The 25,111-nt window shown below is 43.6% G+C and carries 22 protein-coding genes and 1 pseudogene; 21 read left to right on the top strand and 2 right to left on the bottom strand.

All coding sequences use genetic code 11. The features are described 5' to 3' along the window. The first annotated feature begins 356 nt into the window (after positions 1 to 356). Positions 357 to 536, top strand: a complete 180-nt coding sequence (locus tag ABD960_RS06810) for a hypothetical protein (protein ID WP_345330187.1) — start codon at positions 357 to 359, stop codon at positions 534 to 536. Here the strand turns inward: ABD960_RS06810 and ABD960_RS06805 are convergent. Together ABD960_RS06805 and gltB are read right to left on the bottom strand one after the other, a co-directional pair. Next, positions 511 to 1,995, bottom strand: coding sequence for a glutamate synthase subunit beta (locus ABD960_RS06805; protein WP_345330186.1), 1,485 nt, complete (start codon positions 1,993 to 1,995; stop codon positions 511 to 513). The two genes, ABD960_RS06810 and ABD960_RS06805, sit on opposite strands and share 26 nt — an antisense overlap. Before the next feature lie 7 nt (positions 1,996 to 2,002). Then, positions 2,003 to 6,526, bottom strand: coding sequence for a glutamate synthase large subunit (gene gltB / locus ABD960_RS06800; RefSeq protein WP_345330184.1), 4,524 nt, complete (start codon positions 6,524 to 6,526; stop codon positions 2,003 to 2,005). A 342-nt stretch (positions 6,527 to 6,868) separates the two neighbouring features. Here gltB and ABD960_RS06795 point away from each other — a divergent pair, with 342 nt between their 5' ends. The 20 genes and pseudogenes from ABD960_RS06795 (at position 6,869) to hisIE (ending at position 25,074) form a co-directional block, all read left to right on the top strand. Next, complete coding sequence (locus ABD960_RS06795; protein WP_345330183.1) at positions 6,869 to 7,360, top strand: D-glycero-alpha-D-manno-heptose-1,7-bisphosphate 7-phosphatase; 492 nt, start codon at positions 6,869 to 6,871, stop codon at positions 7,358 to 7,360. Between the two features lie 16 nt (positions 7,361 to 7,376). After that, on the top strand, positions 7,377 to 8,876 hold the full coding sequence (locus tag ABD960_RS06790) for a hypothetical protein (protein ID WP_345330182.1): 1,500 nt from the start codon (positions 7,377 to 7,379) through the stop codon (positions 8,874 to 8,876). A 58-nt stretch (positions 8,877 to 8,934) separates the two neighbouring features. After that, positions 8,935 to 9,810 (top strand): hypothetical protein, encoded by an 876-nt coding sequence (locus tag ABD960_RS06785; RefSeq protein WP_345330181.1) that lies wholly within the window; start codon positions 8,935 to 8,937, stop codon positions 9,808 to 9,810. Positions 9,811 to 9,837: 27 nt separating this feature from the next. Continuing rightward, positions 9,838 to 10,767 carry a FimB/Mfa2 family fimbrial subunit gene (locus ABD960_RS06780; RefSeq protein WP_345330180.1) on the top strand — a complete coding sequence of 310 codons (930 nt, stop codon included), beginning with the start codon at positions 9,838 to 9,840 and terminating at the stop codon, positions 10,765 to 10,767. Between the two features lie 8 nt (positions 10,768 to 10,775). Then, positions 10,776 to 11,648: a hypothetical protein gene (locus ABD960_RS06775; protein ID WP_345330179.1), complete on the top strand. Its 873-nt coding sequence runs from the start codon at positions 10,776 to 10,778 to the stop codon at positions 11,646 to 11,648. Between the two features lie 17 nt (positions 11,649 to 11,665). Next, the gene (locus tag ABD960_RS06770; RefSeq protein WP_345330178.1) at positions 11,666 to 12,607 is read left to right on the top strand and encodes a hypothetical protein; all 942 of its coding nucleotides are present in this window, start codon (positions 11,666 to 11,668) and stop codon (positions 12,605 to 12,607) included. Positions 12,608 to 12,617: 10 nt separating this feature from the next. Further along, entirely contained in the window at positions 12,618 to 13,502 is an 885-nt protein-coding gene (locus ABD960_RS06765) for a hypothetical protein (protein ID WP_345330177.1), read from the top strand. 23 nt (positions 13,503 to 13,525) lie between these two features. Next, positions 13,526 to 14,488, top strand: coding sequence for a hypothetical protein (locus ABD960_RS06760; RefSeq protein ID WP_345330176.1), 963 nt, complete (start codon positions 13,526 to 13,528; stop codon positions 14,486 to 14,488). A 10-nt stretch (positions 14,489 to 14,498) separates the two neighbouring features. After that, on the top strand, positions 14,499 to 15,401 hold the full coding sequence (locus ABD960_RS06755) for a FimB/Mfa2 family fimbrial subunit (RefSeq protein WP_345330175.1): 903 nt from the start codon (positions 14,499 to 14,501) through the stop codon (positions 15,399 to 15,401). Between the two features lie 27 nt (positions 15,402 to 15,428). Then, the gene (locus ABD960_RS06750) at positions 15,429 to 16,346 is read left to right on the top strand and encodes a hypothetical protein (RefSeq protein ID WP_345330174.1); all 918 of its coding nucleotides are present in this window, start codon (positions 15,429 to 15,431) and stop codon (positions 16,344 to 16,346) included. A 267-nt stretch (positions 16,347 to 16,613) separates the two neighbouring features. After that, on the top strand, positions 16,614 to 17,465 hold the full coding sequence (hisG, locus tag ABD960_RS06745; RefSeq protein WP_345330173.1) for an ATP phosphoribosyltransferase: 852 nt from the start codon (positions 16,614 to 16,616) through the stop codon (positions 17,463 to 17,465). A gap of 88 nt (positions 17,466 to 17,553) precedes the next feature. Continuing rightward, positions 17,554 to 18,843, top strand: a complete 1,290-nt coding sequence (hisD, locus tag ABD960_RS06740; RefSeq protein ID WP_345330172.1) for a histidinol dehydrogenase — start codon at positions 17,554 to 17,556, stop codon at positions 18,841 to 18,843. A 136-nt stretch (positions 18,844 to 18,979) separates the two neighbouring features. Then, complete coding sequence (locus tag ABD960_RS06735; protein WP_345330171.1) at positions 18,980 to 19,618, top strand: hypothetical protein; 639 nt, start codon at positions 18,980 to 18,982, stop codon at positions 19,616 to 19,618. Between the two features lies 1 nt (position 19,619). Beyond that, positions 19,620 to 20,666, top strand: coding sequence for a histidinol-phosphate transaminase (hisC, locus tag ABD960_RS06730; RefSeq protein ID WP_345330170.1), 1,047 nt, complete (start codon positions 19,620 to 19,622; stop codon positions 20,664 to 20,666). Next, complete coding sequence (gene hisB, locus ABD960_RS06725; protein ID WP_345330169.1) at positions 20,663 to 21,808, top strand: bifunctional histidinol-phosphatase/imidazoleglycerol-phosphate dehydratase HisB; 1,146 nt, start codon at positions 20,663 to 20,665, stop codon at positions 21,806 to 21,808. Before hisC ends, hisB begins: the two co-directional genes overlap by 4 nt. A gap of 49 nt (positions 21,809 to 21,857) precedes the next feature. After that, positions 21,858 to 22,511: an imidazole glycerol phosphate synthase subunit HisH gene (gene hisH, locus ABD960_RS06720; protein ID WP_345332792.1), complete on the top strand. Its 654-nt coding sequence runs from the start codon at positions 21,858 to 21,860 to the stop codon at positions 22,509 to 22,511. A 5-nt stretch (positions 22,512 to 22,516) separates the two neighbouring features. Further along, complete coding sequence (locus tag ABD960_RS06715) at positions 22,517 to 23,266, top strand: 1-(5-phosphoribosyl)-5-[(5-phosphoribosylamino)methylideneamino]imidazole-4-carboxamide isomerase (protein WP_345330167.1); 750 nt, start codon at positions 22,517 to 22,519, stop codon at positions 23,264 to 23,266. A gap of 37 nt (positions 23,267 to 23,303) precedes the next feature. Then, positions 23,304 to 23,648, top strand: a pseudogene (locus tag ABD960_RS06710) (endonuclease domain-containing protein); the annotation flags it as partial. A gap of 9 nt (positions 23,649 to 23,657) precedes the next feature. Continuing rightward, the gene (hisF, locus tag ABD960_RS06705; protein WP_345332789.1) at positions 23,658 to 24,443 is read left to right on the top strand and encodes an imidazole glycerol phosphate synthase subunit HisF; all 786 of its coding nucleotides are present in this window, start codon (positions 23,658 to 23,660) and stop codon (positions 24,441 to 24,443) included. Between the two features lie 43 nt (positions 24,444 to 24,486). After that, entirely contained in the window at positions 24,487 to 25,074 is a 588-nt protein-coding gene (gene hisIE / locus ABD960_RS06700) for a bifunctional phosphoribosyl-AMP cyclohydrolase/phosphoribosyl-ATP diphosphatase HisIE (RefSeq protein ID WP_345330166.1), read from the top strand. Positions 25,075 to 25,111 lie beyond the last annotated feature (37 nt).

Here is a 25,111-nt window from a genome sequence, read left to right as displayed (position 1 = left end):
GAATCTTTAAGAATAAAAACCCAGTCGGAGATTAAAAGTTAATGCTATTATCATCGACAGTCTGCTCTTGGCCGCAGAGGCCAGTTATTTTGTCTTAGATACAAAGTAACCAAAAGTCAAGCCTGAAAAACCTTCCACCCACAGGCCATACTCCCTGGCCCGGTTTTCCGGCAGGCCTACGCACCTTTTTTTTGATTTAATTATTCAACATATAAATCGCGTCATTGCGAGGTACGAAGCAATCTCTTTAAGCTAATCACATCAGAATGTCCTTAAGAGATTGCCTCGTACCTCGCAATGACGTGATTTTTTAAGTCCTTACTTTCAGGTAGGACCTAGGAGAAGTTCGCCGGGTTATGGACGTAGATTTCTCGCTATCACTCGAAATGACAGGGCGGGAATTACAACAAAAAGCCGGACGTATAAAACGCCCGGCTACTCTTAATAAAATTTTGAAAGAGGCATTAACTGATCATCATTCACAAATAACTGATGACAAATGCCCGATGCCTAATAAGCCTGTTCAAATTCGTTAACGCCGTCTTTGCTCTCCAATATAGAGTGTCCCATCAGGAACTCATCAACCTTGCGGGCTGCTTCGCGGCCTTCAGATATTGCCCATACTACCAGGGATTGGCCTCGGCGCATATCGCCCGCGGCAAAAACCTTGCTTACGTTGGTACGGTAAACGCCTTCGGTAGCTTTAACATTCTTACGTTCATCAAGTTCAACGCCTAAGGTTTCAAGGGCACCTTCAAACTGCGGATGCACAAATCCCATAGCTAAAAACACGCGTTGGCAAGGCAGCTCACGCTCGGTACCGGCAACCTCGGTAAATTTAACCGGGCGGCCTAAAAAGTCAACTTCCCATTCCAGGTCAACCACTTTTACAGCACGCAGGTTACCATTTTCGTCACCTAAAAACTCTTTGGTATTAATGCTCCAGTAACGGTCGGCACCTTCTTCGTGCGAGCTGGTTATTTTAAGCACTGCCGGGCCGGGGAAACTTGGCCATGGCGTACTGCTTGGGCGTGAATCAGCCGGTTTGAACATTACCTCAAACTGCTTGATTGAACGCGCACCCTGGCGGTTTGATGTACCCACACAGTCTGACCCAGTATCGCCACCACCAATAACAATCACGTCTTTATCGGTCGCCAGGATATCTTCGGCAGTAAACGGACTATTGCCTACACGTTTGTTTTGCTGTTTCAGGAAGTCCATAGCGAAGTGAATGCCTTTCAGCTCACGGCCCGGTATTTTCAGATCGCGCGGAATGGTTGAGCCCCCGGCTAACACCACCGCGTCAAAACTACGGGTAATCTCGTCAGCAGCGATATCCTTACCTACCTCAGTATTGTATTTAAAAACCACGCCATCCTCTTCCATTACCTTTACACGACGATCAATCACCCATTTCTCTAACTTGAAATCGGGAATACCGTAGCGTAGCAAACCACCGGCACGGTCGTCGCGTTCAAAAACGGTTACACTGTGGCCAGCCTTTGCCAATTGAGCAGCGGCAGCTAAACCTGCAGGACCAGAACCTACAACCGCCACAGTTTTACCTGTTTTAATTAACGGCGCGGTAGGCTTAACTAAACTTTTTGAGTAAGCAATCTCGATAATGTGCTTCTCGATCTCCTCAATAGCTACTGCTGGTTTATTAATGCCCAACACGCAGGCCGACTCGCACGGAGCCGGGCAAATACGCCCTGTAAACTCCGGGAAGTTATTTGTTGATGATAAAATATTATATGCCTCTTCCCAGTTTTTTCGGTAAACGGCATCGTTAAATTCAGGGATGATGTTGCCCAGCGGACAACCTGAATGGCAGAATGGTATACCGCAGTTCATGCAGCGTGCCGATTGCTGGTTCAGCTTCTCATCACTATACAATCCTACAAACTCGTTATAATTCTTAACACGTTCGGCAACGGGTGTTTTAGCGGGAAGCTCCCTGTTAAATTCCTGAAATCCTGTTGGTTTTCCCATCTTATAATTATGCTGTAGTTTGGTATTTTGATTGTTCGATAACTTTTTTGTACTCTTTAGGATAAACCTTAACAAACTGGGTTGATACCTCGTTCCAGTTATCCAGTAATCCTTGTGCCAGCTTGCTGCCGGTAAGTTGTATATGCTTGCGCAGCAGGGTCAGTATCTCTTCCTCGTCGCTAACTGATAGTGGGTCAAGATCAACCATTTCGGTGTTGCACTTTTCGGCAAAGTCATTCTCCGGATTGTACACCCAGGCTAAACCGCCGCTCATACCCGCCGCGAAGTTGCGGCCTGTTGAACCGAGTATCAGCGCGCGGCCACCGGTCATGTACTCGCAACCGTGATCGCCCACACCTTCAACTACCGTTGTAGCACCTGAGTTACGCACCGCGAAACGCTCGCCAGCCATACCGCCTACAAACAACTCGCCTGAGGTAGCGCCATACAGTGCCACGTTACCGATTATGATATTCTCTGAAGGTTTAAAGGTGGCGTTTGCCGCCGGATAGATAGCCAGTTGCGCGCCTGAAAGCCCTTTACCGACATAATCGTTAGCCTCGCCTTCCAGCTCGAATGATACACCTTTGGTAGCAAATGCGCCAAAGCTCTGCCCTGCCGAGCCTTTGAACTTAAAGTTAATGGTATTGGCAGGTAAACCTGCTGAACCGTACACTTTGGATATTTCGTTTGACAGCATGGTACCGATGGTACGGTCAACGTTAACTACATTGAAAGATGCGTAAACCGGGGTTTTATCCTCTAATGCTGGTTTGGCGGCTTCAAGCAATTTCCAGTCGATGATGTTGCTCATGCCGTGATCCTGGCTTTCGCTGTTGTACAGGGTAGCGCCTTTAGCGTTAGTAACCGGGTGTAATATGCCCGACAGGTCGATAGTGCGGGCTTTCCAGCTCTTTACATTATCTTTTACTTTCAGGAATTGTACACGGCCAACCATCTCGTTAACGGTACGGAAACCTAACTCTGCCATTACCTCGCGGAACTCCTGTACCAGGAATTTGAAAAGGTTAACCACATGCTCCGGATCACCTGAGAACAGCTTGCGCAGTTCCGGGTCCTGCGTAGCCACACCTACCGGGCAGGTATTTAAATGGCATTTACGCATCATGATACAGCCGCCAGCAACCAGGGCAGCGGTGGCTACGCCCCACTCCTCGGCACCCAAAAGGGTAGCAATGGCAATATCACGACCGGTTTTTAGCTGACCATCTGTTTGTAGTACCACACGGCTACGCAGTTTGTTGCGTACAAGTGTCTGGTGGGCTTCGCTTAAGCCAAGTTCCCACGGTAAACCCGCGTGTTTTATCGAGCTTATTGGCGAAGCACCGGTACCGCCATCGTAGCCTGCTACCAGGATAACATCGGCATGGGCTTTTGCAACGCCCGCCGCGATAGTACCTACACCTGCTTTTGATACCAGCTTAACGTTGATACGCGCGGCACGGTTAGCATTCTTCAAATCAAAGATCAGCTGTGCCAAATCCTCGATGGAATAAATATCGTGGTGCGGCGGCGGCGAGATCAAACCTACACCTGGTGTTGAGTGGCGGGTTTTAGCAATCCAGTCGTCAACCTTATGGCCGGGTAGCTGACCACCCTCGCCCGGTTTAGCGCCTTGCGCCATTTTTATCTGTAATTCATCAGCGTTTGTAAGGTAATTCGAAGTTACCCCAAAACGTGCTGATGCCACTTGTTTAATTGCTGAACGCATGGAATCGCCGTTTGGCAGTTTCTCGTAACGCATTTCGTCCTCACCACCCTCGCCGGTGTTGCTTTTGCCGCCAATGCGGTTCATGGCGATGGCCAGGGTGCTGTGTGCCTCGTGCGAGATGGAACCGAACGACATGGCTCCTGTAGCAAAACGTTTCAGGATGCTTTCTGCCGGTTCAACTTCATTAATGCTGATTGGTTCGCGGTGATGGGCAAAGTCAAACAAACCACGAATGGTGTAATGCTTTTCGCCCTGCTCGTTAATCAGTTTTGAGTAATTTTTATAAACCTCGTAATTGTTGGTACGGGTAGCGTGCTGCAACAGGTGAACCGTTTGCGGGTTGAACAAGTGCGCCTCGCCCCTGCGTTTCCACTGATATATACCACCCTCGGGCAACAAGTGGGCGTTATCTTCCTTATTAATATTGAAACCGGCGCGGTGCTTGGTAAGTGATTCGCGGGCTATTTCATCCAAACCTAAACCACCTATGCGGCTAACAGCGCCAACAAAGTAACGGTCAACTACATCCTGGTTTATACCCAGTATTTCAAACACCTGTGAGCCGTGGTACGATTGCAGCGTGGAGATACCCATTTTTGAGAATATCTTCAGCAAGCCATCGTTAACCGATTTTACATAGTTTTTGTGCAGCTGGCGCAGATCAAGGCTGGTTTCCAGGCTGCCGTTGCCATGCATGGTTTCGATGGTTGACAAGGCCAGGTAAGGGTTAATTGCCGTTGCACCAAATGCCAGCAAGCAGGCAAAATGGTGTACTTCCCAAACATCACCGCTCTCAACAACGATACCTACCGCGCCACGACGGCCTTTTTTAATCAGGTGGTGATGCACGGCTGATACAGCTAATAACGACGGGATCGGCGCGTGCTCTGAATCCACAGCACGGTCTGACAGGATCAATACCTCAAAGCCATCGTCCACCGCGTCCTCCGCGTAGCGGCAAAGCCTAGCTATACCTTTTTCCAGCGAACCCGGCAGGCCATCAGCCTTAAAGTAGGTTTGCAGCGTTTTAGCGTGGAACAAACCAGTATCAATACTACGCAGTTTCTCCAGCTGGTGATTTTTTAATATCGGGTGCTTAAGCATTACGCAGTGGCAATGCATTTTATCTTCGTCCAGCAGGTTACCGTTGTTACCAATAAAGGTGGCAAGGCTCATTACTAAACGCTCACGGATCGGGTCGATAGGCGGATTGGTTACCTGCGCAAAGAATTGCTTAAAATAACTCGACAGGTGTTGAGGCTTGTCTGACAATATAGCCAGCGGTACATCTGTACCCATTGAGCCAATAGGCTCCTTGCCGTCCAACGCCATCGATTTGATGATCAGATCGGTATCCTCACGTGTATAACCGAACACTTTTTGGTAACGGTAAACCGAATCGGCACTTAATGAGGCAAAGGCTAACCGGGGCTCGGTAAGCTCGTTAAGGCGTATCTTATAATTCTCCAGCCAGCGGCCATAAGGCTGGCGCGATGCTACCTGGTGTTTTATTTCTTCATCAGTGATGATCTTACCTTTCTCGGTATCGATCAGGAACATCTTACCTGGTTGCAGGCGGCCTTTTTTAACGATGGTACTTTCATCAATAATCAATACACCCGCTTCCGAACCGGCTACTACCCTGCCATCGCTGGTGATGGCATAACGTAGCGGGCGCAGGCCATTACGATCTAACACCGCGCCTACCAGTTTACCATCGGTAAAGCTGATGGCGGCCGGGCCATCCCATGGCTCCATCAGGGTAGCATGGTACTCGTAGAAAGCCTTTTTTATCGGGTCCATCTGCTCGTTACCATCCCATGCCTCCGGTATCAGCATCATCATAACATGTGGTAATGAACGGCCAGTGTGCAGCAATATCTCGATGATATTATCCAGGCAAGCCGAGTCAGACTGGTTATTATCAATAACCGGCAACAGCATCTCCATCTCCTCATTAGTAAAGTATGATGATGCCAATGATTGCAGGCCTGAATAGAACCAGTTAAGATTACCTGTCAGGGTATTAATTTCTCCGTTATGCGCTATCAGGCGGAATGGCTGCGCCAGCTTCCATGACGGAAAGGTATTGGTTGAGAAACGGGAGTGTATCAAGGCAAAACCTGATGACACACGCGGATCAGACAGATCAGAGAAATACTTACGCAACTGGTACGTAGTTAGCTGGCCTTTATAAATAATGGTTTTGGCAGAGAACGAAGTAAAATAAAAGCTTTCGGCAGCTTTCGGAAACTGTTCTGTAACCGATTTATTAATATAACGGCGCAACACATACAACTTACGCTCAAAATCGTCAATATTTAATATATGGTGCGGCTTGGAAACAAATATCTGTTCAGTATCCGGTTCTACGCTGCGGGCGGTTTCGCCAATCACGCTATTATCGGTAGCCAGCTTACGGTAGCCCAGCTTATGCAGGCCAAGCTTTTCAACAGCCTTATCAATAATAGTACGGCAGGCTTTTTTCAGTGTCGAGTCCTTAGGAAAAAATATCATACCTACGCCGTAGTCTCCCGGTTCAGGCAGGCTAATCTCGAGGTTTGAGCACTCTTCCATCAATAATTCGTGCGGCAGCTGTATCAGTATACCGGCACCATCGCCCGATTCGGGATCGCATCCGCAGGCGCCGCGGTGCTCCATATTTTCCAGCATGGTAAGCGCGTCGCTTACTATCCTGTGCTCCTTATGGCCGTTTATATTAGTTATAAATCCGGTTCCGCACGAGTCGTGTTCAAATTCAGGCCGGTAAAGGCCCTGGTGGCTATCAGTTTGATTCATAATAAAAATTAAACCGTTTCAATTAGGGTGTAATTACGAAGATAATTAAATTGACAAACACTAAAAATAAGCGCATTATTTTTGCGACTTTCTTAATATAGCCAAGATAATATGATGTTAATTTAATAATTTTTTAATGAAAACTATTATTTATTACATATTTAAGCGAATATAGAATCATTCTAAAATCAGAATTTAATTTTGAAAATTAGAATATCGTAATATAGTATTCCGATTATCTCTACCTGAGGGCAGGTTTATACCGCTTACAGCAAAATTGCTGGTGCTTTATTGGGTCAGTTAAAATTTAATATTTGCTAATTTTGCAAAAAATACAAACAAATGCAAGAAAAGAATAAAGCAGTGTTCCTTGACCGCGACGGTGTGCTTAACCGTGAGATGGGCGATTATGTGTGCCGATTAGAAGATTTCCAGGTGTTGGACAATTTTGAGGCGCTAAAAACCCTGCAGGATAAAGGCTACCTGCTTATTGTGGCTACCAACCAGGGTGGCCTGGCTAAAGGCTGGTATACTGAGGACGAACTCGGCAAAATGCACCAACACCTGAGCGAAGTTTACCGTGAATATGGCGTAAAGTTTACTGACTTTTACTACTGCCCGCACCACCCCAACTTTACTGGTGAGTGCGATTGCCGCAAACCAAAACCTGGCATGTTGCTAAGAGGCATCGAGAAGTATAATATCGATCCGTCAAAATCATACTTTATTGGCGACCGAGAGCGCGACGTTGAGGCAGGCACACTGGCAGGCGTTACCGGTATATTAATTGATAGCGACCAGCCGATAAGCACCGTGTTACATTTGATAAACTAATTGCAGTTATTAATACATGCCGATAACCCGCTATTTAAAACATCTTGACACTTTACTATTCGCCATCGCGGGTTATTTTGCGGTTTACTTTTTTACAAAATACAGCGGAGTCGGCATATCGCCCGACTCCATTATGTATGCCAGCACAGCCGAAAGTATTTACAAGCACGGCAACCTGATCACCTTTAACGGCTCTCCCCTCACCTTTTTCCCGGTATTTTACCCGGCAGCGCTAAGCAGTAGCTTTTTGTTCGGGGTTGACGCGGTTGCCGCCGGGCCGGTAATTAACGGGCTGCTGTTTGCCGTGGTGATACTACTGAGCGGCTATTGCATCAGCCGCTTTAAATCTGCATCCATAATATATAAATGGCTGGCGCTTGCTGCTATATTGCTTAGCCCCGCCCTGCTGGAAATTTATACTTACCTGTGGTCGGAAACTTTATTCATCTTCCTGACCATCCTTTTTCTACCTTTTTTTAAGCGATACTTAGATTCACCGGGGGTAAAACAATTATTGCTTGCGGCGCAGATTGCCGGGTTAGGCTGTATCACCCGCTACGCGGGTATTACGGTGATAGCTACCGGGTGCCTGATGATATTCGCGAATCTAAAGCTTGATATAAAAAAGCGTATTATACACGCCGCGATATTTGGATTTGCGAGCGTATTGCCGTTGTTGGTTAACCTGCTGATTAATTATTTCTCTTCCGGCTATTCTACGGGCACGAGAAAACCATCCGTAACCATGTTTAGCGAAAACCTGCATTATTTTGGCGTTACCATTTGCGATTGGCTTGGGCTTACCGAAGCAGCTCACCCTTACGGCGCCACGTTAAGCGCGATAATATTAATAGCATTAATTACATGCTTTATTTGGCGGGTTATGCAAAAGGGCTTGAACCGGTACGAAAGTATTTTTTTAAGCTTTGCCGTAGTTTACGCAGTTTTTATTCTGCTGATCGCGACCTTCTCAAGGTTTGAGCAACTGAACTCAAGGCTGCTTTCGCCCATATATGTGCCTCTATTAATTGCCAGTACCAGTTGGGTACCTAATGTTATTAACTCGGTTAAAGCCGGCTACAAAAAATGGTTTGCCGCAGCAGCCATCGTTATCATGGTAGGCTTTCTGTACAACCTAACCCTTATAGATCTGAAACGCTACGACGATGAATTTGAATACGGCGTGCCGGGTTATAGCGATGACGACTGGAACACCTCCCCTTTTATCAACTTTTTGAAAAAGAACAGGCATATTTACAAACCCGGCATAACCGTTTACTCGGATGCCGACGAGGCCGTTTACTTTTTTACCGGCGGACATGCCAAACTCGTTCCGCAAAAATTTTTCAGGGATGATGTAGCTAAATTTGGTCAGCAAAAAAAGTTCTACCTGGTATGGTTTAACGCCATGGCCAATGCCGAACTGATCAGTCTTTCCGACATTGAAAAACAATTTCGTACAAAAAAACTTTATGGGTTTGATGATGGCGCAATCTACTTTGTAGAGAAGCCCTAAACTAAAAATAAAGTATTGGTTATTAATAAAATAACTAACTTTACAAAAATTTTCACACATGAAAAAAACCTTTTACCTTTTTGCATTAATAGGGCTTGCTGTGCTCTCTTGTAAAAAAGACGGCAAAAGCCCATCGAAACCTGTTCCGGAACCGGATAATAAGGAATACACAGTTAATTTTAACGTGGGCATTGATGCGGACAGCCAAAAAGTAGCAGGTGTTGCAGGTAAAAACGGCTTAACAACCAATGCTCTTGTTGATATTAAGTCGATAGCTACTTACCTGCAATACCGTGTGTACGATGCTTCAGGAAAAATTTTGGGATCATTGATACAACTTAGTAATCAACCCAACTTTGGCAAACTTGCAGACAGCTTCAAGACTGGTGAATACACCGTTGTAGTTTGGGCTGCAAGCGCCGAGCCTGATATAAAAGATGATAAAATAATGGGTGGTGGGCGCGATGTATTCTATAAAAGATTTACGCTAAAGGTTGATGCTACAACCGCAGTAAATCAAGAAGTGAATCTGCAACGAATTGTAGGCCAGTTGCAGGTTAAAATACTTGACACTATACCAAATAAAGTGTCGCACATCACATTAAACATAACCAATGACTATGGTTTTGACATACCTACCGGTGTATTATCCAATACACCAAGCTCATTCACACAAAGCTATTCAGCTACAGATTATAAAGGCAAGCCAGATTTTGTGGCCACAACTTATGTATTAAATACAGTCAGTCGGGTAAATGTTAAAATAACCAGCTATAGAGGCAATGACGTATTTACAAACACTACGGTTAACGGCGTAAAGTGCCTGCCAAACAAGCGTACTATATTATCCGGAAAGATATTTTCTAACCCAAGCGGCGTATTTAATTTCACATTTAACGACTGGGAACCTGTTGCCGACACTGTTGGCTTTTAATTTTACACTCACCTTAAACACATTGTAATGAAAAATATATTTAAAATGGCCGCATTACTATTGCTGGCATTTTCATCGTGCAAAAAGGATAAACCGGCTGCACCTGTAGCTGATGGCAAACTTCATAACGTGAACTTTACTTTTAACGCGTTTAGTGTTGAATATGCCAACACTCAAACTAATGATTTGAAAAATAACGCACTCGCTATACAAGCAATAGAAATAAATGAAATTCAAGTATTTATATATGACAGTAAGGGTAAACTTTACCGTGAATCAAATCTTAGAAGAGGTACTGATGGAAGCTACGCGAATATATCATACCAGCTACCTTCAGGCACATACACCTTTGTATTCATTAACCCAAATCCAATCAACGGTCGATATTATCTAAACAAAGACCAATTGAATACTGGTTATTTTTATTATGGTGGCACAAACGTTGACAGAGGCGAGTTTCGGGAAACATTTTACAAGCAATTATCAGTTACGGTAAATAACACTGATGTGTCAAACACTGTTGACCTGACGCGGGTGGTTGCCGGTTTAAAAATTATTATAAAGGATGCAATACCGGCAAATGTAACTAGCCTTATTTTAACTATTGATACCGTTTACACCGCGATGCAGATAAAAGATGGTTTGCCTTTTAAGTCAGATAAATATGTTGATGTTGCCTTTTGGGACCGTTACTATTTATCAGCAGGCGTTTCAAACTATACAATTACAAGGCAGCTTTTAAGTGGCCCCAATAACACCATCAGTGTAAGCTTAAAGGCGCAGAATACACGCCAGGAAATAATTGCAACAAAAGCGATCAGGAACATCACCATCAATCCAAACAAAGTCACTGTACTATCGGGCAATCTATTTGGCGGTAATGGCACAAACAACAACGCCGTTGACGTGAAGGCCGATACAACCTGGAGTTCCGATATTCTTTATCAATCATTCTAACTAAGGCTATGAAAAAGGTAATATATATATGCGCATTGCTTGGTATTGCTCTGGCGTCTTGCAAAAAAGACGGCAAAAGCCCGTCAAAACCTGATCCGGATAATAACGGCAAAAAATACAATGTAAGTTTTAATGTTGGCATTGATGTTAGCAGTACCGGCGAATTGAGCGTTACGCCTTCGGGTAAATTGCGCAATAACGAAGCCGTTGACCTGGCTAAAGCTGCATCCTTTTTAAGTTATTACATTTACAACAGCAGCAACCAGCTGGTAAGTGAGGTAACACAAAACAGCACAACGCCGAATTTTGGCTTAATAAACCACGAATTCAGCAATGGTACTTACACCCTAATTGTATTTGCCACAAAGAGTGCACCCACCTTTTTTGATGCCACAAAGGTTAGAGCAGTGGGGCAACAATTATTTTACGCCAAATATACCTTTACTATTTCTGATACCGGGGTTACCCGTAACCTGGATTTGAAACGCGTAAACGGGCAATTACAAGTGAAAGTCGTTGATAAAATTACGCCGGATATAAGGGTTATAAAATTCGATATACATAATGATCGTGAATTGCTCTTACCTACCGGTTTACCGAATATGCAATCATCATACACACATAATTACATTAAAGGCGTAACCAACCGTATAGATTTTACCTTTGGCACATATATTACCAATACCACGGACCCTGTCAGCGTAACCATCACTACGTTAAACGAAGCTAATACGCCTGTTAAAATTATTACTGTTGATAATGTTATTATAAAGCCTAACACCCGCACCATACTCTCGGGCAAATTATCTGAACCTTTAGGTACAGGCAATTTTGGAGTTGGCTACGCGCCTTATGCCGATACCACTCAAATTGATTTTTAACCTTTGGACCTACAATCATGAAAAAAATATTTTTTAGCTTAACCCTGGCATGTATAATTATATCGGCCTGTAAAAAGGATAATAAACCTACGCCACAAAGTACCGACGGTAAAAAATACCAGGTAGCGTTTAACGTTAGCGGCTTTACGCAGCAATACCAAAATATTAAAACACATGCGTTAGATGATTCGCTTGTTTATCCAACCTACAATGAATATCCTACCATTAGACGGGTTTATGTAGACGTATGCAATGATGCCGGATATCGAGTCGCGGGTAAAAGCGTAAATACATCCACAGGCAACGTATCGCTCGAATTGAACGCAGGCCACTATACAGCCTACTTTTTTAGTTATCTGAATGACGACATAAGCGGGTATAACGACCCTAGATATACGCAGGATGCCGTTGGCGCTTACACATCTGTAGACGGTCCTAATGAAGGATCCTTTTATTATGGAGGAATGGCAATGGAACCATTGACACGCGAATCTTTTTTTAAGAAGGTGGACTTTACAGTTTCATCTACCGGTACAACACCTATTGCCGTACAATTAACAAGTATAGTTGCCAAAGTTATAGTTGAGGTTAAGGACGCCATACCTGATAACGTCAGTAGAATTACTATTGGTGTGGATTCACTTTTTGAAGAGTTTATTTTTAAAGGTAGTACGGCGCGTGAAAAAACTGGCTCGAGTTGCAAATATGATATACCCAGCACATTGTATTCCCAAAAAGCCCGCAAGTTTGTATCATATTTTTTAGTTGAGCCTAATACTTTAAGGGATGTAAAAATAGGCTACAGCCTTAAAGGAACAAACGATGGCAAGGTAAAAACCATACAGAATGTACCTTTGAGCCCTAACAGCATAACCGTGCTTTCCGGTAAATTATTTAATAACTTGGGTTTAAAGGTTGATACCACATGGAATACAAACGTGATCAATCAATCATTCTAATTTATCAACTATGAAAAAGGTTTATTTAGTTTTTTCCTTACTCATCCTGCTTTTTGCCTCATGCAAAAAGGATAGCAAAAGCCCGTCGAAACCTGACTCTGATACCGATGGCAAAAAATATGAGGTGAACTTTAATATTGGTATTGATGCCGATGAACAAAACCTCCAAAGCTCATCAAAAAGCAAAAAAATAACAAGCAATGCCGACCTATCAACTATGGCTACCTTTTTAGCGTATTACGTTTTTAATAGCGATGATAAGTTGGTAACCTCGCTAATACAAACCAGTACCACGCCAAATTTCGGAAAGATAACAGATGGCTTTGCGGCCGGGACTTATACTGTGGTACTGGTAGCTACTAAAAATAAGCCTACGGAATATGACTCTAAACATATAGTAGCTTGGGGTAGCGACATCTTCTATCAAAAATTTGAACTTACTGTAACGGCATCTACTGTAACCCAAAACATTAACCTTCAACGTGTAAACGGCCAGTTGGAAGTGAAGTTACTTGATGCTATTGATGACGAAACCTTGTCAATACAATATAGTTTGGAAAACGATTACAGCCTTCTGTTAAACAACGGAACGCCCGATATTAGTAAGCCCTACCCTCGTGGTGAAACAAAAAACATAGCGCCTGCATTATTCGGCACCACTAACTACACTTACAAAACTTATGTTACCAACACTGTAAAACCAATGAAAGTAAGAGTGACGGTAAGTAACAAAATATTTGGAACATACGGCAAGGTGATAGATAGCGTGATGATTTATCCTAACACGCGTACCGTACTGTCGGGCAATGTATTTAAAGGTGCTTATGGAGAACAAGGCTTCACAGTTACTTACAATGAGTTGTATGGTAGCGACACTACCGTGGTAGAATACTAATGATAACCTACAATTTTAAAAACATGAAAGCAATTTACAACACTATAGCCATTGCCATATTAACCACCATTGCATCCTGTAAAAAAGATGCAAAGCCCACACCATCTGATAATAACAAGGAGTACGAAGTGAATTTTACAGTATCCGGTTTTACAAAAGAGTATTCGGGTGTAAAAACAAATGCGGTTGGAGATACAGCTATTCGAGAGGATAATGACTATAAATTTTACCGTGTATTTCACCGGTTGATATTAAACAGCGCCGGAGCAGCGGTAGGCAATTATGTAACCACTACTGACGGTAGTATTAAAGTGAAGTTGCAACCCGGCAATTATACTATTTATTGTGCAGCCGGCTTAAATGATGATACGAGGGGGCTTAGCAGGCAAGAAAAAGAAGGGGCAGTGTACGGCACACTTGTCCATTCCGGAAAATCAAGCATTGCTTTTTATTATGACACCAGTTTTTATCCTTCAATATTCAGAGAAACATTTGCCAAAAGCATCGCATTTACGGTAGGCCAATCAAACCAGGCGCTTAATATAGTACTTGAACGTGTAGTAGCCCAAGTACAATTAAATATTAAAGATGCTATACCAAGCAATGTTAAATACATATACACGCGTGTGTCACCGGCAAAGCATGTTTATAATTGGGGTTCAGAACCTTATGTGGTGAATGATGACCTGGATAGTGCTGACGCAGGTGCACGTTTTACTATTACCAGCGGTTTATCCGGAAAAAGCAATCTGCGTTTTGCCACCTATGCATTGGTTGACGCCAATAGCAAGCATAACGTTACCATTGAAGCGGTTGACGCCAACGATAAGGTAATAGCATCAAAAGCGCTTACCGGCGTAACTTGTAACCCTAACCAGATTACACTTTTAACTGGAAATTTATTTGGCGGAAATGGTACCGCGACAGGTACGAATGTTAAGGTTGACAGCACATGGAACAGCAATATTGTTTACAAATCATTTTAGTTTATTAACTATGAAAAAAATCTATTTAGTTTTTTCCTTGCTCATGCTGCTTTTTGCGTCATGCAAAAAGGATGGCAAAAGCCCGTCAAAGCCTGATCCGCAACAGCCGGATACCACCGGCAAAACATACTCAGTTAGCTTTAATGTGGGTATTGACGCAGATAGCAGGCTTGGAACAGGCTTAAAAAAAAATAGTGCAAAAATAGATATTCAGGCAACCGAAGATATTAAATCAGTGGCCTCCTATCTTGAATATTATGTGTACAATGCTGATGGTAAAATAGTTTCAACTATAATTCAGAAGGCTCAAACGCCTAATTTCGGCAAAATAAGCGATACTTTTAGCGCCGGCGAATATACCATGATCGTTTGGGCGTCAAACACCCAACCTACCCAGGTATCGGGAGATGTTGTTTATCCGCAAGGGCGCGACGTTTTTTACAAGAAGGTTAAATTTACCGTATCATCTACCTCCGCCAATACACAGCAAATTTTGTTAAATAGGTTAGTTGGTCAGCTTCAGGTTAAAGTGTTAGATACTATCCCGGCTAACGCTAAACGATTAACGGTGTCTGTACTATATGATTACGGTTTTTCTGTACAGAACGGAATTGTTGACGGCAATCCTTACAAGCTTGATTACAATTATGATCTGAAAACCGAAGATATTGGTAAGCCTAATTATATAGCTACTACCAACGTAACCAACACAAGAACATCAGGCTTTAGCGTTCAAATTGTATGCACTACTGCTGACGGAACAAAGCTTTCAAATATGACTGTTAACAAAGTAACATGCCAGCCTAACAAGCGCACCATTCTGTCGGGAAAGATATTTGCAAACCCAACCGGTTCCTTTGAGCCTGTTTTCAATGAAAATTGGGATCCCGCAGGTAGTACAATAGAGTTTTAAGCTATTTAAAATAATCAGCAGTCACAAATGAAAAACATAATCAAACTTACTATTTTAGCCTTTGTTGTGTTATCATCCTGCAAAAAGGATAAAACTTCAGCGCCTGTAAATAACGGCGAAGAAAAAACAGTAACCTTCTCTATCAATAATTTCGGAATAGAGCATGGGGATATAAAGATTAACAGCTTACGCGATGCAGTTGTAAATCAGACAAATTCAAACATAAAAGAAATCAGGATAGGGATTTACAATAAACAAGGTATATTATATCAGAACATTAGCAGAACTGATACCGGCAATGGCTTTGGCAACATTGCCTTAAAAATACCAGTAGGAGAATACACCGTAATATTTGCAGGTTCTGTTCATTTACCCGACGAAGTCTTCCCCGTAAAAATGACATCGCCTTTATCAACAGCAAATATCGACTACGCTTATTCGAGACAGCTAGAAGACTTTTATAAAAAGATAACCTTGAATGTTGTTAATGAGGATATTACACAGCCGATAACGCTCGATAGAGTTGTTGCACAGCTACAGGTTACAATTAAAGATGCTATCCCACCAGGCACAGATCATATAGCCTTAACGGTTGATACTACCTACGATAAACTTCAATTAATTGATGGAAAACCAGTGACTTCAAGTATTCGAACAGGTATTACATATTATTATAATGTTGAAAATGCAATTGGGCAATCCAATTTTGTTATGTCGAGGTATTTATATCCAATGAATAATAATCCGATTGGGATAAGCATTAAAAGCTATGACAGAAAAAATGTGCTGATTTCATCAAAAGCTATTAGGACCGCTACAATTGCACGTAACAAAATTACTCAATTGGCTGGCAACCTTTTTGGCGGTAACGGCTCAGGAAATAACGGAACTTCAGTGGTGGTAGATAGCGGTTGGAGCAGTGATGTAATAGAAAAGCAGTTTTAAGTAACCATATTTTAATAACAAAGCCCTTTCATCACCGGAAGGGCTTTTTCATTTTCGTAAAAATTCACATATAATTTTGATTTTATGATCTACTGCATATATTTGCAGCACTTCAAAATCTATAGTACTACTATATATTAAAAATGAACGGCTACAAACTACATCATCTGCATCTGCACCATCGCCGCCATGGCGATATTAGATAATGTATGTTTCTACGTGAAATAACAGCACCCCCGTTTATTTATTTACCCTTAATTTTATTTTGTGAAAACACTAAAAATAGCGATCCAAAAATCGGGTCGGCTAAATGAAAAGTCTGTTGAGCTGCTTAAAAACTGCGGCCTTAACTTTGAGAATTATAAAAGCTCTTTAATATCACCGGTATCAAATTTTCCGTTAGAGATACTTTTTTTGCGCGATGACGATATCCCCGAATACGTACAGGATGGCATTGCCGACCTGGGCATAGTTGGCGAAAACGTGATACAGGAAACCGAGGTTGAGGTAGCCTACCTACAGCGCCTGGGCTTTGGCCGTTGCTCCCTGAAGATTGCCATCCCAAATAACAGTGACATCAACAGCCTGGCAGCCTTAAATGGTAAGGCCATTGCTACCACCTACCCTGTCATCCTGAACAAATACCTGCAAAGCAACAGTATCGAGGCGGATATACGCACGATCTCCGGTTCAGTTGAGATATCACCGGGTTTAGGTTTGAGCGACGCCATCTGCGACCTGGTATCAACCGGCGGAACTTTAAAAAGCAACGGCTTGAAACCCTTTGCCGATGTAATGAGCAGCGAGGCGGTATTGATTGGCCGTAAAGGCGAAGAGAACAGCGACCTGATACAGGAACTGATCCAGCGTGTACAATCAGTACTGCGCGCCAAGGAAACCAAGTATGTGGTGCTTAACGCGCCAAAAGCAAACCTGGATGCCATTACAGCGTTGTTACCTGGAGTAAAAAGCCCTTCGGTAGTGGCACTTGCAGAGAGCGACTGGGTAGCAGTACACACCGTAATACCAGAGCGTGATTTCTGGGACCGCATAAGCCAGCTTAAACAAGCCGGCGCCCAGGGCATTGTGGTATTACCAATTGAGAAGATAATAATTTAGAGCCCCCTGCCCCCTAAAGGGGGAAACAAAAAGGATGCGGCATGTTTAATACTTTAGGACGTAACACCCCTTCAGGGGGTTTGGGGGAATGAAAACTTACAACTATTCAGACTTAACAAAACAGGATATAGCCCAACTGGTGCAACGCAATGTTGACCCGGCTAACGAGATACGCGCCATTGTTGAAGAGGTGATTAGCAACGTACAACAGCACGGCGACCGCGCCCTGTATGATTACGCTAATCGCTTTGATATGGTAGTGCTCGATAAGCTATACCTCGACAAAGAGGAACTGGAGGAAATAGCCGCCACGGTGCTACCTGAACAAAAGGTGGTGTTGGATATAGCCTATCAAAATATTTATAAATTTCACCAATCGCAATTAAAAACTGAGGACAAGGTGGAAACCACGCCGGGCGTTACCTGCTGGCGCGAATTGAGGCCGATCGAAAAAGTGGGTTTGTATATCCCTGGTGGGTCTGCTGTGTTGCCAAGCACTTTTTTGATGCTGGGCATCCCCGCTAAAATTGCCGGGTGCCATGAAATTATAGTGTGTTCGCCGCCGCAAAAAAATGGTAAGGTGAATGCCTTTGTCGCTCATGTGGCTTTGATGTTAGGAATCGACAGGATTTTCCTGGCCGGCGGTTCACAGGCCATTGCCGCTATGGCTTATGGTACCGAAAGCATTACGAAGGTCGATAAGATTTTTGGACCGGGAAACCAATTTGTTACCAAGGCAAAAACCATTATACAATCAACCACCACAACGGCTATTGACATGCCCGCCGGACCGTCGGAAGTGTTGGTGATAGCGGATGAAACAGCAAATCCGAGATTTATCGCTGCCGACCTTTTGGCCCAGGCTGAGCATGGAATTGACAGCCAGGCGGTTTTGGTTTGCACATCAAATGAGATAGCAGCAGCAGCAGAAGAAGAAGTGGAGAAACAACTGGCGGTTTTGCCACGTGCTGAAATAGCCCGTCATGCTATTGACAACTCTTACATTGTGGTTACCCGCAGCCTTGGCGAAGCCATGAACTTCAGCAATCAATACGCGCCGGAACACCTGATTTTAGCCACCGAAAAATGGCAGGAGATTACGGGTAGCATAATTAACGCGGGTTCCGTGTTTTTAGGCAACCTGACACCTGAAAGCGCAGGCGATTATGCATCTGGCACCAACCATACGCTACCCACAAGTAGCTATGCGAAAGCTTATTCGGGTGTTTCAGTTGATTCCTTTGTTAAGAAGATAACCTTTCAGCATATTACTGCTGATGGTTTGCAAAACATTGGTCCGGCGGTACAAACGCTGGCCGAGTTAGAGGGCTTGCATGCCCATGCGAATGCGGTGGGTGTAAGGTATAACCCCTCCTAAATCCTCCCCACAAGAGAGGACTTTGATTATAAAGATGAATAAATACATTATCTATATTTTGAGCTTGATATTGCTTGCCGCCTGCAAGGGCAAGCAAACAAGTGCGCCGTCGGATAGCTTATTGTCTGATACCGCATTGGCACAATCGAAAATAGATACGGTTAAAACTACTGTTTTCAGAGATACTGTTTTTAAACCTTACACACTGGTTGATGATTTTATAGTTACCGATACCGGTTACTTTGATTTCGGACTGGGAGATGGCACATACGCTGTGGTAAGAAAAGATAATAAGTTGTTAGACACCATTGACCAGCAATACGGAGTACAAAAAATCTCTAAAAATATTTATTTGTATTTAGTGATTGATGGTAAAGATATTCTGACTGAAAAAGAAAATGAATTCGGAGCTGTTGCTAATAACCGTTATAAAAAATCGATCTCTGCTAATATCGGCGATTTTATTATTCTAAAGCAAGGGAATAAGGTCAGCCTCAACAGTAAAGCCGAAGATTTTGGTTGGTTTGCCAATCCTTCAATCATTAATCAAAAAATCTATTACTGGAAGGTATCAGAAGCGGGTACAGACAATCGTGTTTTCGCGGCCATGTTTGACCCGCAGACGCTAAAAACAACAAGCCATTATTTATTTAACGATTTGATCGAAACCGATGATGGAGGTTATTTCGAATCACCCAAATCATCTAATGGGCAAATTATTTTTCAATTTAAAGGAAAGAAATACTATTTCTCTTCCGATTTTACCCTTAAATAACATGTTCGATATAAATAAAATACTTCGTCCTAATATAAAAAAGCTGGTGCCTTACTCCTCCGCGCGAGACGAGTTTAAGGGTGAGGCCAGCGTGTACCTGGACGCTAACGAAAACGCTTTCGGCTCTCCGCTGAATACTGCTTACAACCGATATCCCGATCCGTTGCAATATAAGGTTAAAACGCGCCTGAGCGAGATCAAAGGCGTGCCGCCACGTAACATATTTTTAGGCAACGGCAGCGATGAGGCCATTGATGTGCTGTTTCGCAGCTTTTGTAATCCGGGGGTCGATAATGTAATACTGGTTCCGCCTACCTATGGCATGTACGAGGTATCGGCCAACATTAATGATGTGGAAACCCGCAAGGTGCTGCTCACCGAGGATTATCAGCTTAACCTGGAAGGTATTGCTGAAGCTATCGATGAGCGTACCAAGATGATCTTTATCTGCTCACCCAACAACCCTACAGGTAACTCCATCAACCGTGAGGATGTGGAAACCTTATTGGCTAACTTTAGCGGGTTGGTAATAGTGGATGAGGCGTACATTAATTTCAGTCGCCAGAAAACCTTTATACAGGAACTCACCGAATACGCTAACCTGGTGGTGCTGCAAACGCTATCCAAAGCATGGGGTTTAGCGGGCCTGCGTGTAGGTATGGCCTTTGCCAGCGAGGAGATCATCGAGGTAATGAATAAGGTAAAGCCACCTTACAACATTAACGAAGCGTCGCAGCAATTAGCATTAGAGGCATTAAACAATATTGACACCGTAAATAATTGGATTAAAGAAGCTTTAGCACAACGGGATAAACTTGTACTTCAGTTAAAGAACTTTGATTTCGTGCTGGATATTTATCCGTCCGACGCCAATTTTATCTTGGTTAAAACTAACGGTGCAAGGGATATATATAACCATTTGGTGCAGCAGGGTATTATCATCCGCGATCGCTCAAAGGTGGAGCTTTGCGAGGGTTGCCTGCGCATCACCATCGGTACTCCAACGGAAAATGAAACATTGATCAACGCTTTACAAAACTATAAATGAGCCTTAAAAAAGTACTTTTTATTGATCGCGACGGCACCCTGATCAACGAACCCGCTGATGAACAGATAGACTCGTTTGCTAAGCTGGAGTTTTTTCCGGGTGCGCTGCAATGGCTGCCTAAAATAGCCGGACTGGGTTTTGAGCTGGTGATGGTTACCAATCAGGATGGCCTGGGTACATCATCGCACCCCGAAGCTAACTTTTACCCGGTACATGATTTTATTTTAAAAACATTTAAGAACGAAGGCGTAACCTTCGATGCCATATTTATTGACCGCACCTTTGCGCGAGATAATGCACCAACCCGTAAGCCCGGTACCGCTCTGTTAACTCAATATCTTGATGTTGAAGTTTACGATATGAAAGGTTCATTTGTTATCGGCGACCGTAAAAACGATGTGTTATTGGCTAAAAATCTGGGCGCTAAGGCCATTTGGTTAAACAACGACACAAACCTTGGCGGCGCTGAGTTTGATACCGATAAATGGCCGGAAACTATTAAAGAGAGCATCGCTATCGAAACCACCGACTGGAAAGAAATATACGAGTACCTTAAATTGGGGCAGCGCGTGGTTGAACACCGCCGCACCACTAAGGAAACCGACATCTACATAAAACTCAACCTTGATGGTACGGGCGAAGGCAGGATTTCAACTGGTTTGCATTTTTTTGACCACATGCTTGATCAGATAGCCCGCCATGGCAGCATTGATCTGGAAGTAAATGCTAAAGGCGACCTGCATATTGACGAGCACCACACTATTGAGGATACCGGCATTGCTTTAGGAGAGGTTTTTGCTGAAGCATTAGGCAATAAAAAAGGGATTGAGCGTTATGGTTTTTGCCTACCGATGGATGACTGCCTGGCGCAGGCTGCTATTGATTTTGGCGGCCGTAACTGGATTGTTTGGGATGCCGATTTTAAACGCGAAAAAGTAGGCGATGTTCCTACCGAAATGTTCTACCATTTCTTTAAATCATTTAGTGATGCAGCTAAATGTAACCTGAATATAAAAGCTGAGGGTGTTAACGAGCATCACAAAATTGAAGCTATATTTAAAGCCTTTGCCAAAGCCATTAAAATGGCCGTAAAGCGCGATGTGGATAAGATGGTTTTACCAAGCACTAAGGGAGTATTGTAGGAGCCCCTTAACCCCCTAATGGGAAATTAAAGTGAATAGCATGGATGAAATGAACGCTAACAATACCCAGCCTTCGCCAACAGGTGAAGCTACTCCCCCTTCAGGGGGCGGGGGGATCGGAATTATCAGATATGGAGCCGGCAATATTTTCTCGCTCACTGCCGCTTTAGACAGGCTGGGCATTGCCTACGGAATGATACATAATGAAGCCGATTTTGAACAGTTTGACCGTTACATTATTCCGGGTGTAGGCCATGCCGGCGCTGCTATGCAAAAATTACAAAACACCGGCCTGGTGCCTAAAATACGCTCGCTTACCAAACCAGTGCTGGGTATTTGCGTTGGTATGCAATTACTTACTGAACATTCTGAAGAAGGTGATGCCAGCCTGCTGAACCTTGTGCCGGTTAAAACCATGCGCTTTACTGACAGTGCAGAATGCAAGGTACCACACACCGGCTGGAACCGCGTTTACCCCGAAAAGGAGAATAAACTTTTTGCAAATATTCCGCAAGGTTCGCACTTTTACTTTGTACATTCATATTTTATTGAACACAATGGTGCATATACTTTGTCGTCAACCACTTATAACAACAAATTTTCGGCATCAATTTGGCTTGATAACTTTTACGGAGTGCAGTTTCACCCCGAGAAATCAGGCACATATGGTGAAACCCTCTTAACTAACTTTTCAAAAATTTAAAAAGCATGTATATTATTCCCGCTATAGATATTCTGGACAAAAAAGTGGTACGCCTGCGCGAGGGCGACTATAAACAGGTTACAGAATATGATGTATCATTGGAAGAGATGATCGAGCGTTACCAGTCAAACGGAACAAACTTTATCCACATTATCGATCTTAACGGCGCTAAAAACGATTTCTCTAACCAGGAATACCTCTTCAACGTGATTCGTAAAACGGACATGAAGATACAATATGGCGGTGGCGTGCGAAGCATTGAAAAGGTAAAAGAATTAATTGATGCCGGCGTACATCGTGTTATTGTAGGTACACAAGCTCTGACTAACCCAAACTTTTTGGTTGACCTGAGCAAATCTATCTGCGGTAATTATAAATGTTCTGACCAGGTGGTTATCGCCATCGACGTATTGGATGAAGTGATCAAATACTCCGGATGGATGGAAAGCTCACCCATTAAACTAATGGATTACGTAGATAAGTGCCTGGCACTGGGCTTCTTCCGATTTTTATGTACAGATATTAATAAAGATGGAAAACTGGGCGGTGCAGGCATCGAACTATATGAAAAACTGCTTGACCACTCACCATTCATCAAACTGATCGCTTCAGGCGGCGTTAGCTCTATGCAGGATATCGAAAAGCTGAGCCGTATCAAGGTAGAATCATGCGTGGTAGGTAAAGCCATTTATGAAGGCCATATTTCTATCGAGGATGTTAAGAACTGGAACCTGGAAGCGTTAATATCGATATAGAGCCCCCAGCCCCTAAAGGGAAGCTTTTATCTGTGATATGAAAAAGAAGATGTTTCTTGGTGCGGGTAGTTTAATTTTTAAGAACGCGCATCAACTAAGAAACAATATGACAGATGCCGAAACGCTGCTGTGGGGGCATATTAAAGGCAATCAGCTTGGGGTTAAATTCAGGCGGCAACATCCATTAGGTATTTACATTGCCGATTTTTATTGTCATCAGCATAAATTAGTTATTGAATTAGATGGCAGCATTCACAATCTGCCCGATGTAGCTCTTAACGATGTCAAACGGCAACTGGATATTGAAGCGGATGGAATGACAGTTCTACGTTTCACAAACGATGAGATATTTAATCAAATACATATAGTATTGAACACGATACAACAAGCTATTGCCTCCCCCTTTAGGGGGCCGGGGGGCCTTAGCAAACGAATTATCCCCTGCCTTGACGTTAAGGACGGGCGTACGGTTAAAGGTGTGAACTTTGTTGACCTGCGCGATGCCGGTGACCCGGTGGAACTGGCCTGGAACTACTCTAACCAGGGTGCTGATGAACTGGTATTCCTCGATATTACCGCTACGGTTGAACGCCGTAAAACCATGGTTGAGCTGGTAAAATCAGTAGCCAGGCAAATCAATATACCCTTTACTATCGGCGGTGGTATCAACGAGATTGCCGATGCCGATGCCTTGCTGAATGCGGGAGCTGATAAGATATCCATCAACTCTGCCGCGGTGCGCAACCCGGCGCTGATAGATGAATTGGCAAGAGCCTTCGGGGTACAGTTTGTGGTGATAGCGGTTGATACCCGCAGCATTGGCGATAAAAACATTGTTCACCTGAATGGCGGGCGCCTACCTACCGAACGCGAAACGCTGGAGTGGATATTAGAGGCTGAAAGCCGCGGTGCTGGCGAAATACTGCTTACCTCAATGGATCATGACGGTACTAAAGCCGGTTTTGATAACGGTTTACTTAAAACCGTTAACGATGCCGTACACATACCTGTAATAGCCTCGGGCGGCGCGGGTTCGGTACAGCACTTTGTGGATGTATTTGAAAAAACCAATGTGGATGCCGCGCTTGCTGCCTCGGTGTTTCATTATGGCGAGATACTGATACCCGACCTGAAAAACACTTTACGACAACATAGCATTGAAGTGCGGATGGTTTAATAGCTTTGCTGACCCATCATTCCCTATCAAAAAACTTATATAAATGAATATCGATTTCGATAAAAGCGACGGCCTGGTGCCGGTTATCATACAGGACGAGCAAACCCTCGAGGTGCTGATGCTCGGCTACATGGACAAAGAGGCTTACGATAAAACCGTTCAGGAAAACGTAGTTACCTTTTTCTCCCGCTCAAAAAACCGTCTCTGGAAAAAGGGTGAAACCAGTGGCAACTACCTGCACGTAAAAAGCATGGATATTGATTGCGACAATGATACTCTGCTGATCAAGGTGAAAGCCGACGGCCCTACCTGTCATACCGGTTCACGCAGTTGTTTTCAAACAGAATACAACCAAAACTTCATCCACGAGTTGGAACGCATTATTGCTGATCGTTACGAAAACCCGCAGGAAGGTTCGTACGTGAACAAGCTGCATAGAAAGGGTTTAAACAAGATCAGTCAAAAAGTTGGTGAAGAAGCTGTTGAAACTGTAATAGCCGCACTTAACGAAACCGAGCACGACTTTATCAACGAGTCATCAGACCTGATGTTCCACCTGCTGGTGCTGCTCCGCGAAAAAGGCATCAGCCTGGAAACAATCGCTAAAAATTTAGAGGAGAGGCATAAATAGACCATGGTCAATTGTCAATGGTCAATAGCGAGAAAAA

The organism is Mucilaginibacter defluvii, assembly GCF_039543225.1.
GTDB classification, from domain to species: Bacteria; Bacteroidota; Bacteroidia; order Sphingobacteriales; family Sphingobacteriaceae; genus Mucilaginibacter; species Mucilaginibacter defluvii.
This window is presented reverse-complemented; position numbering and strand designations above follow the sequence as displayed.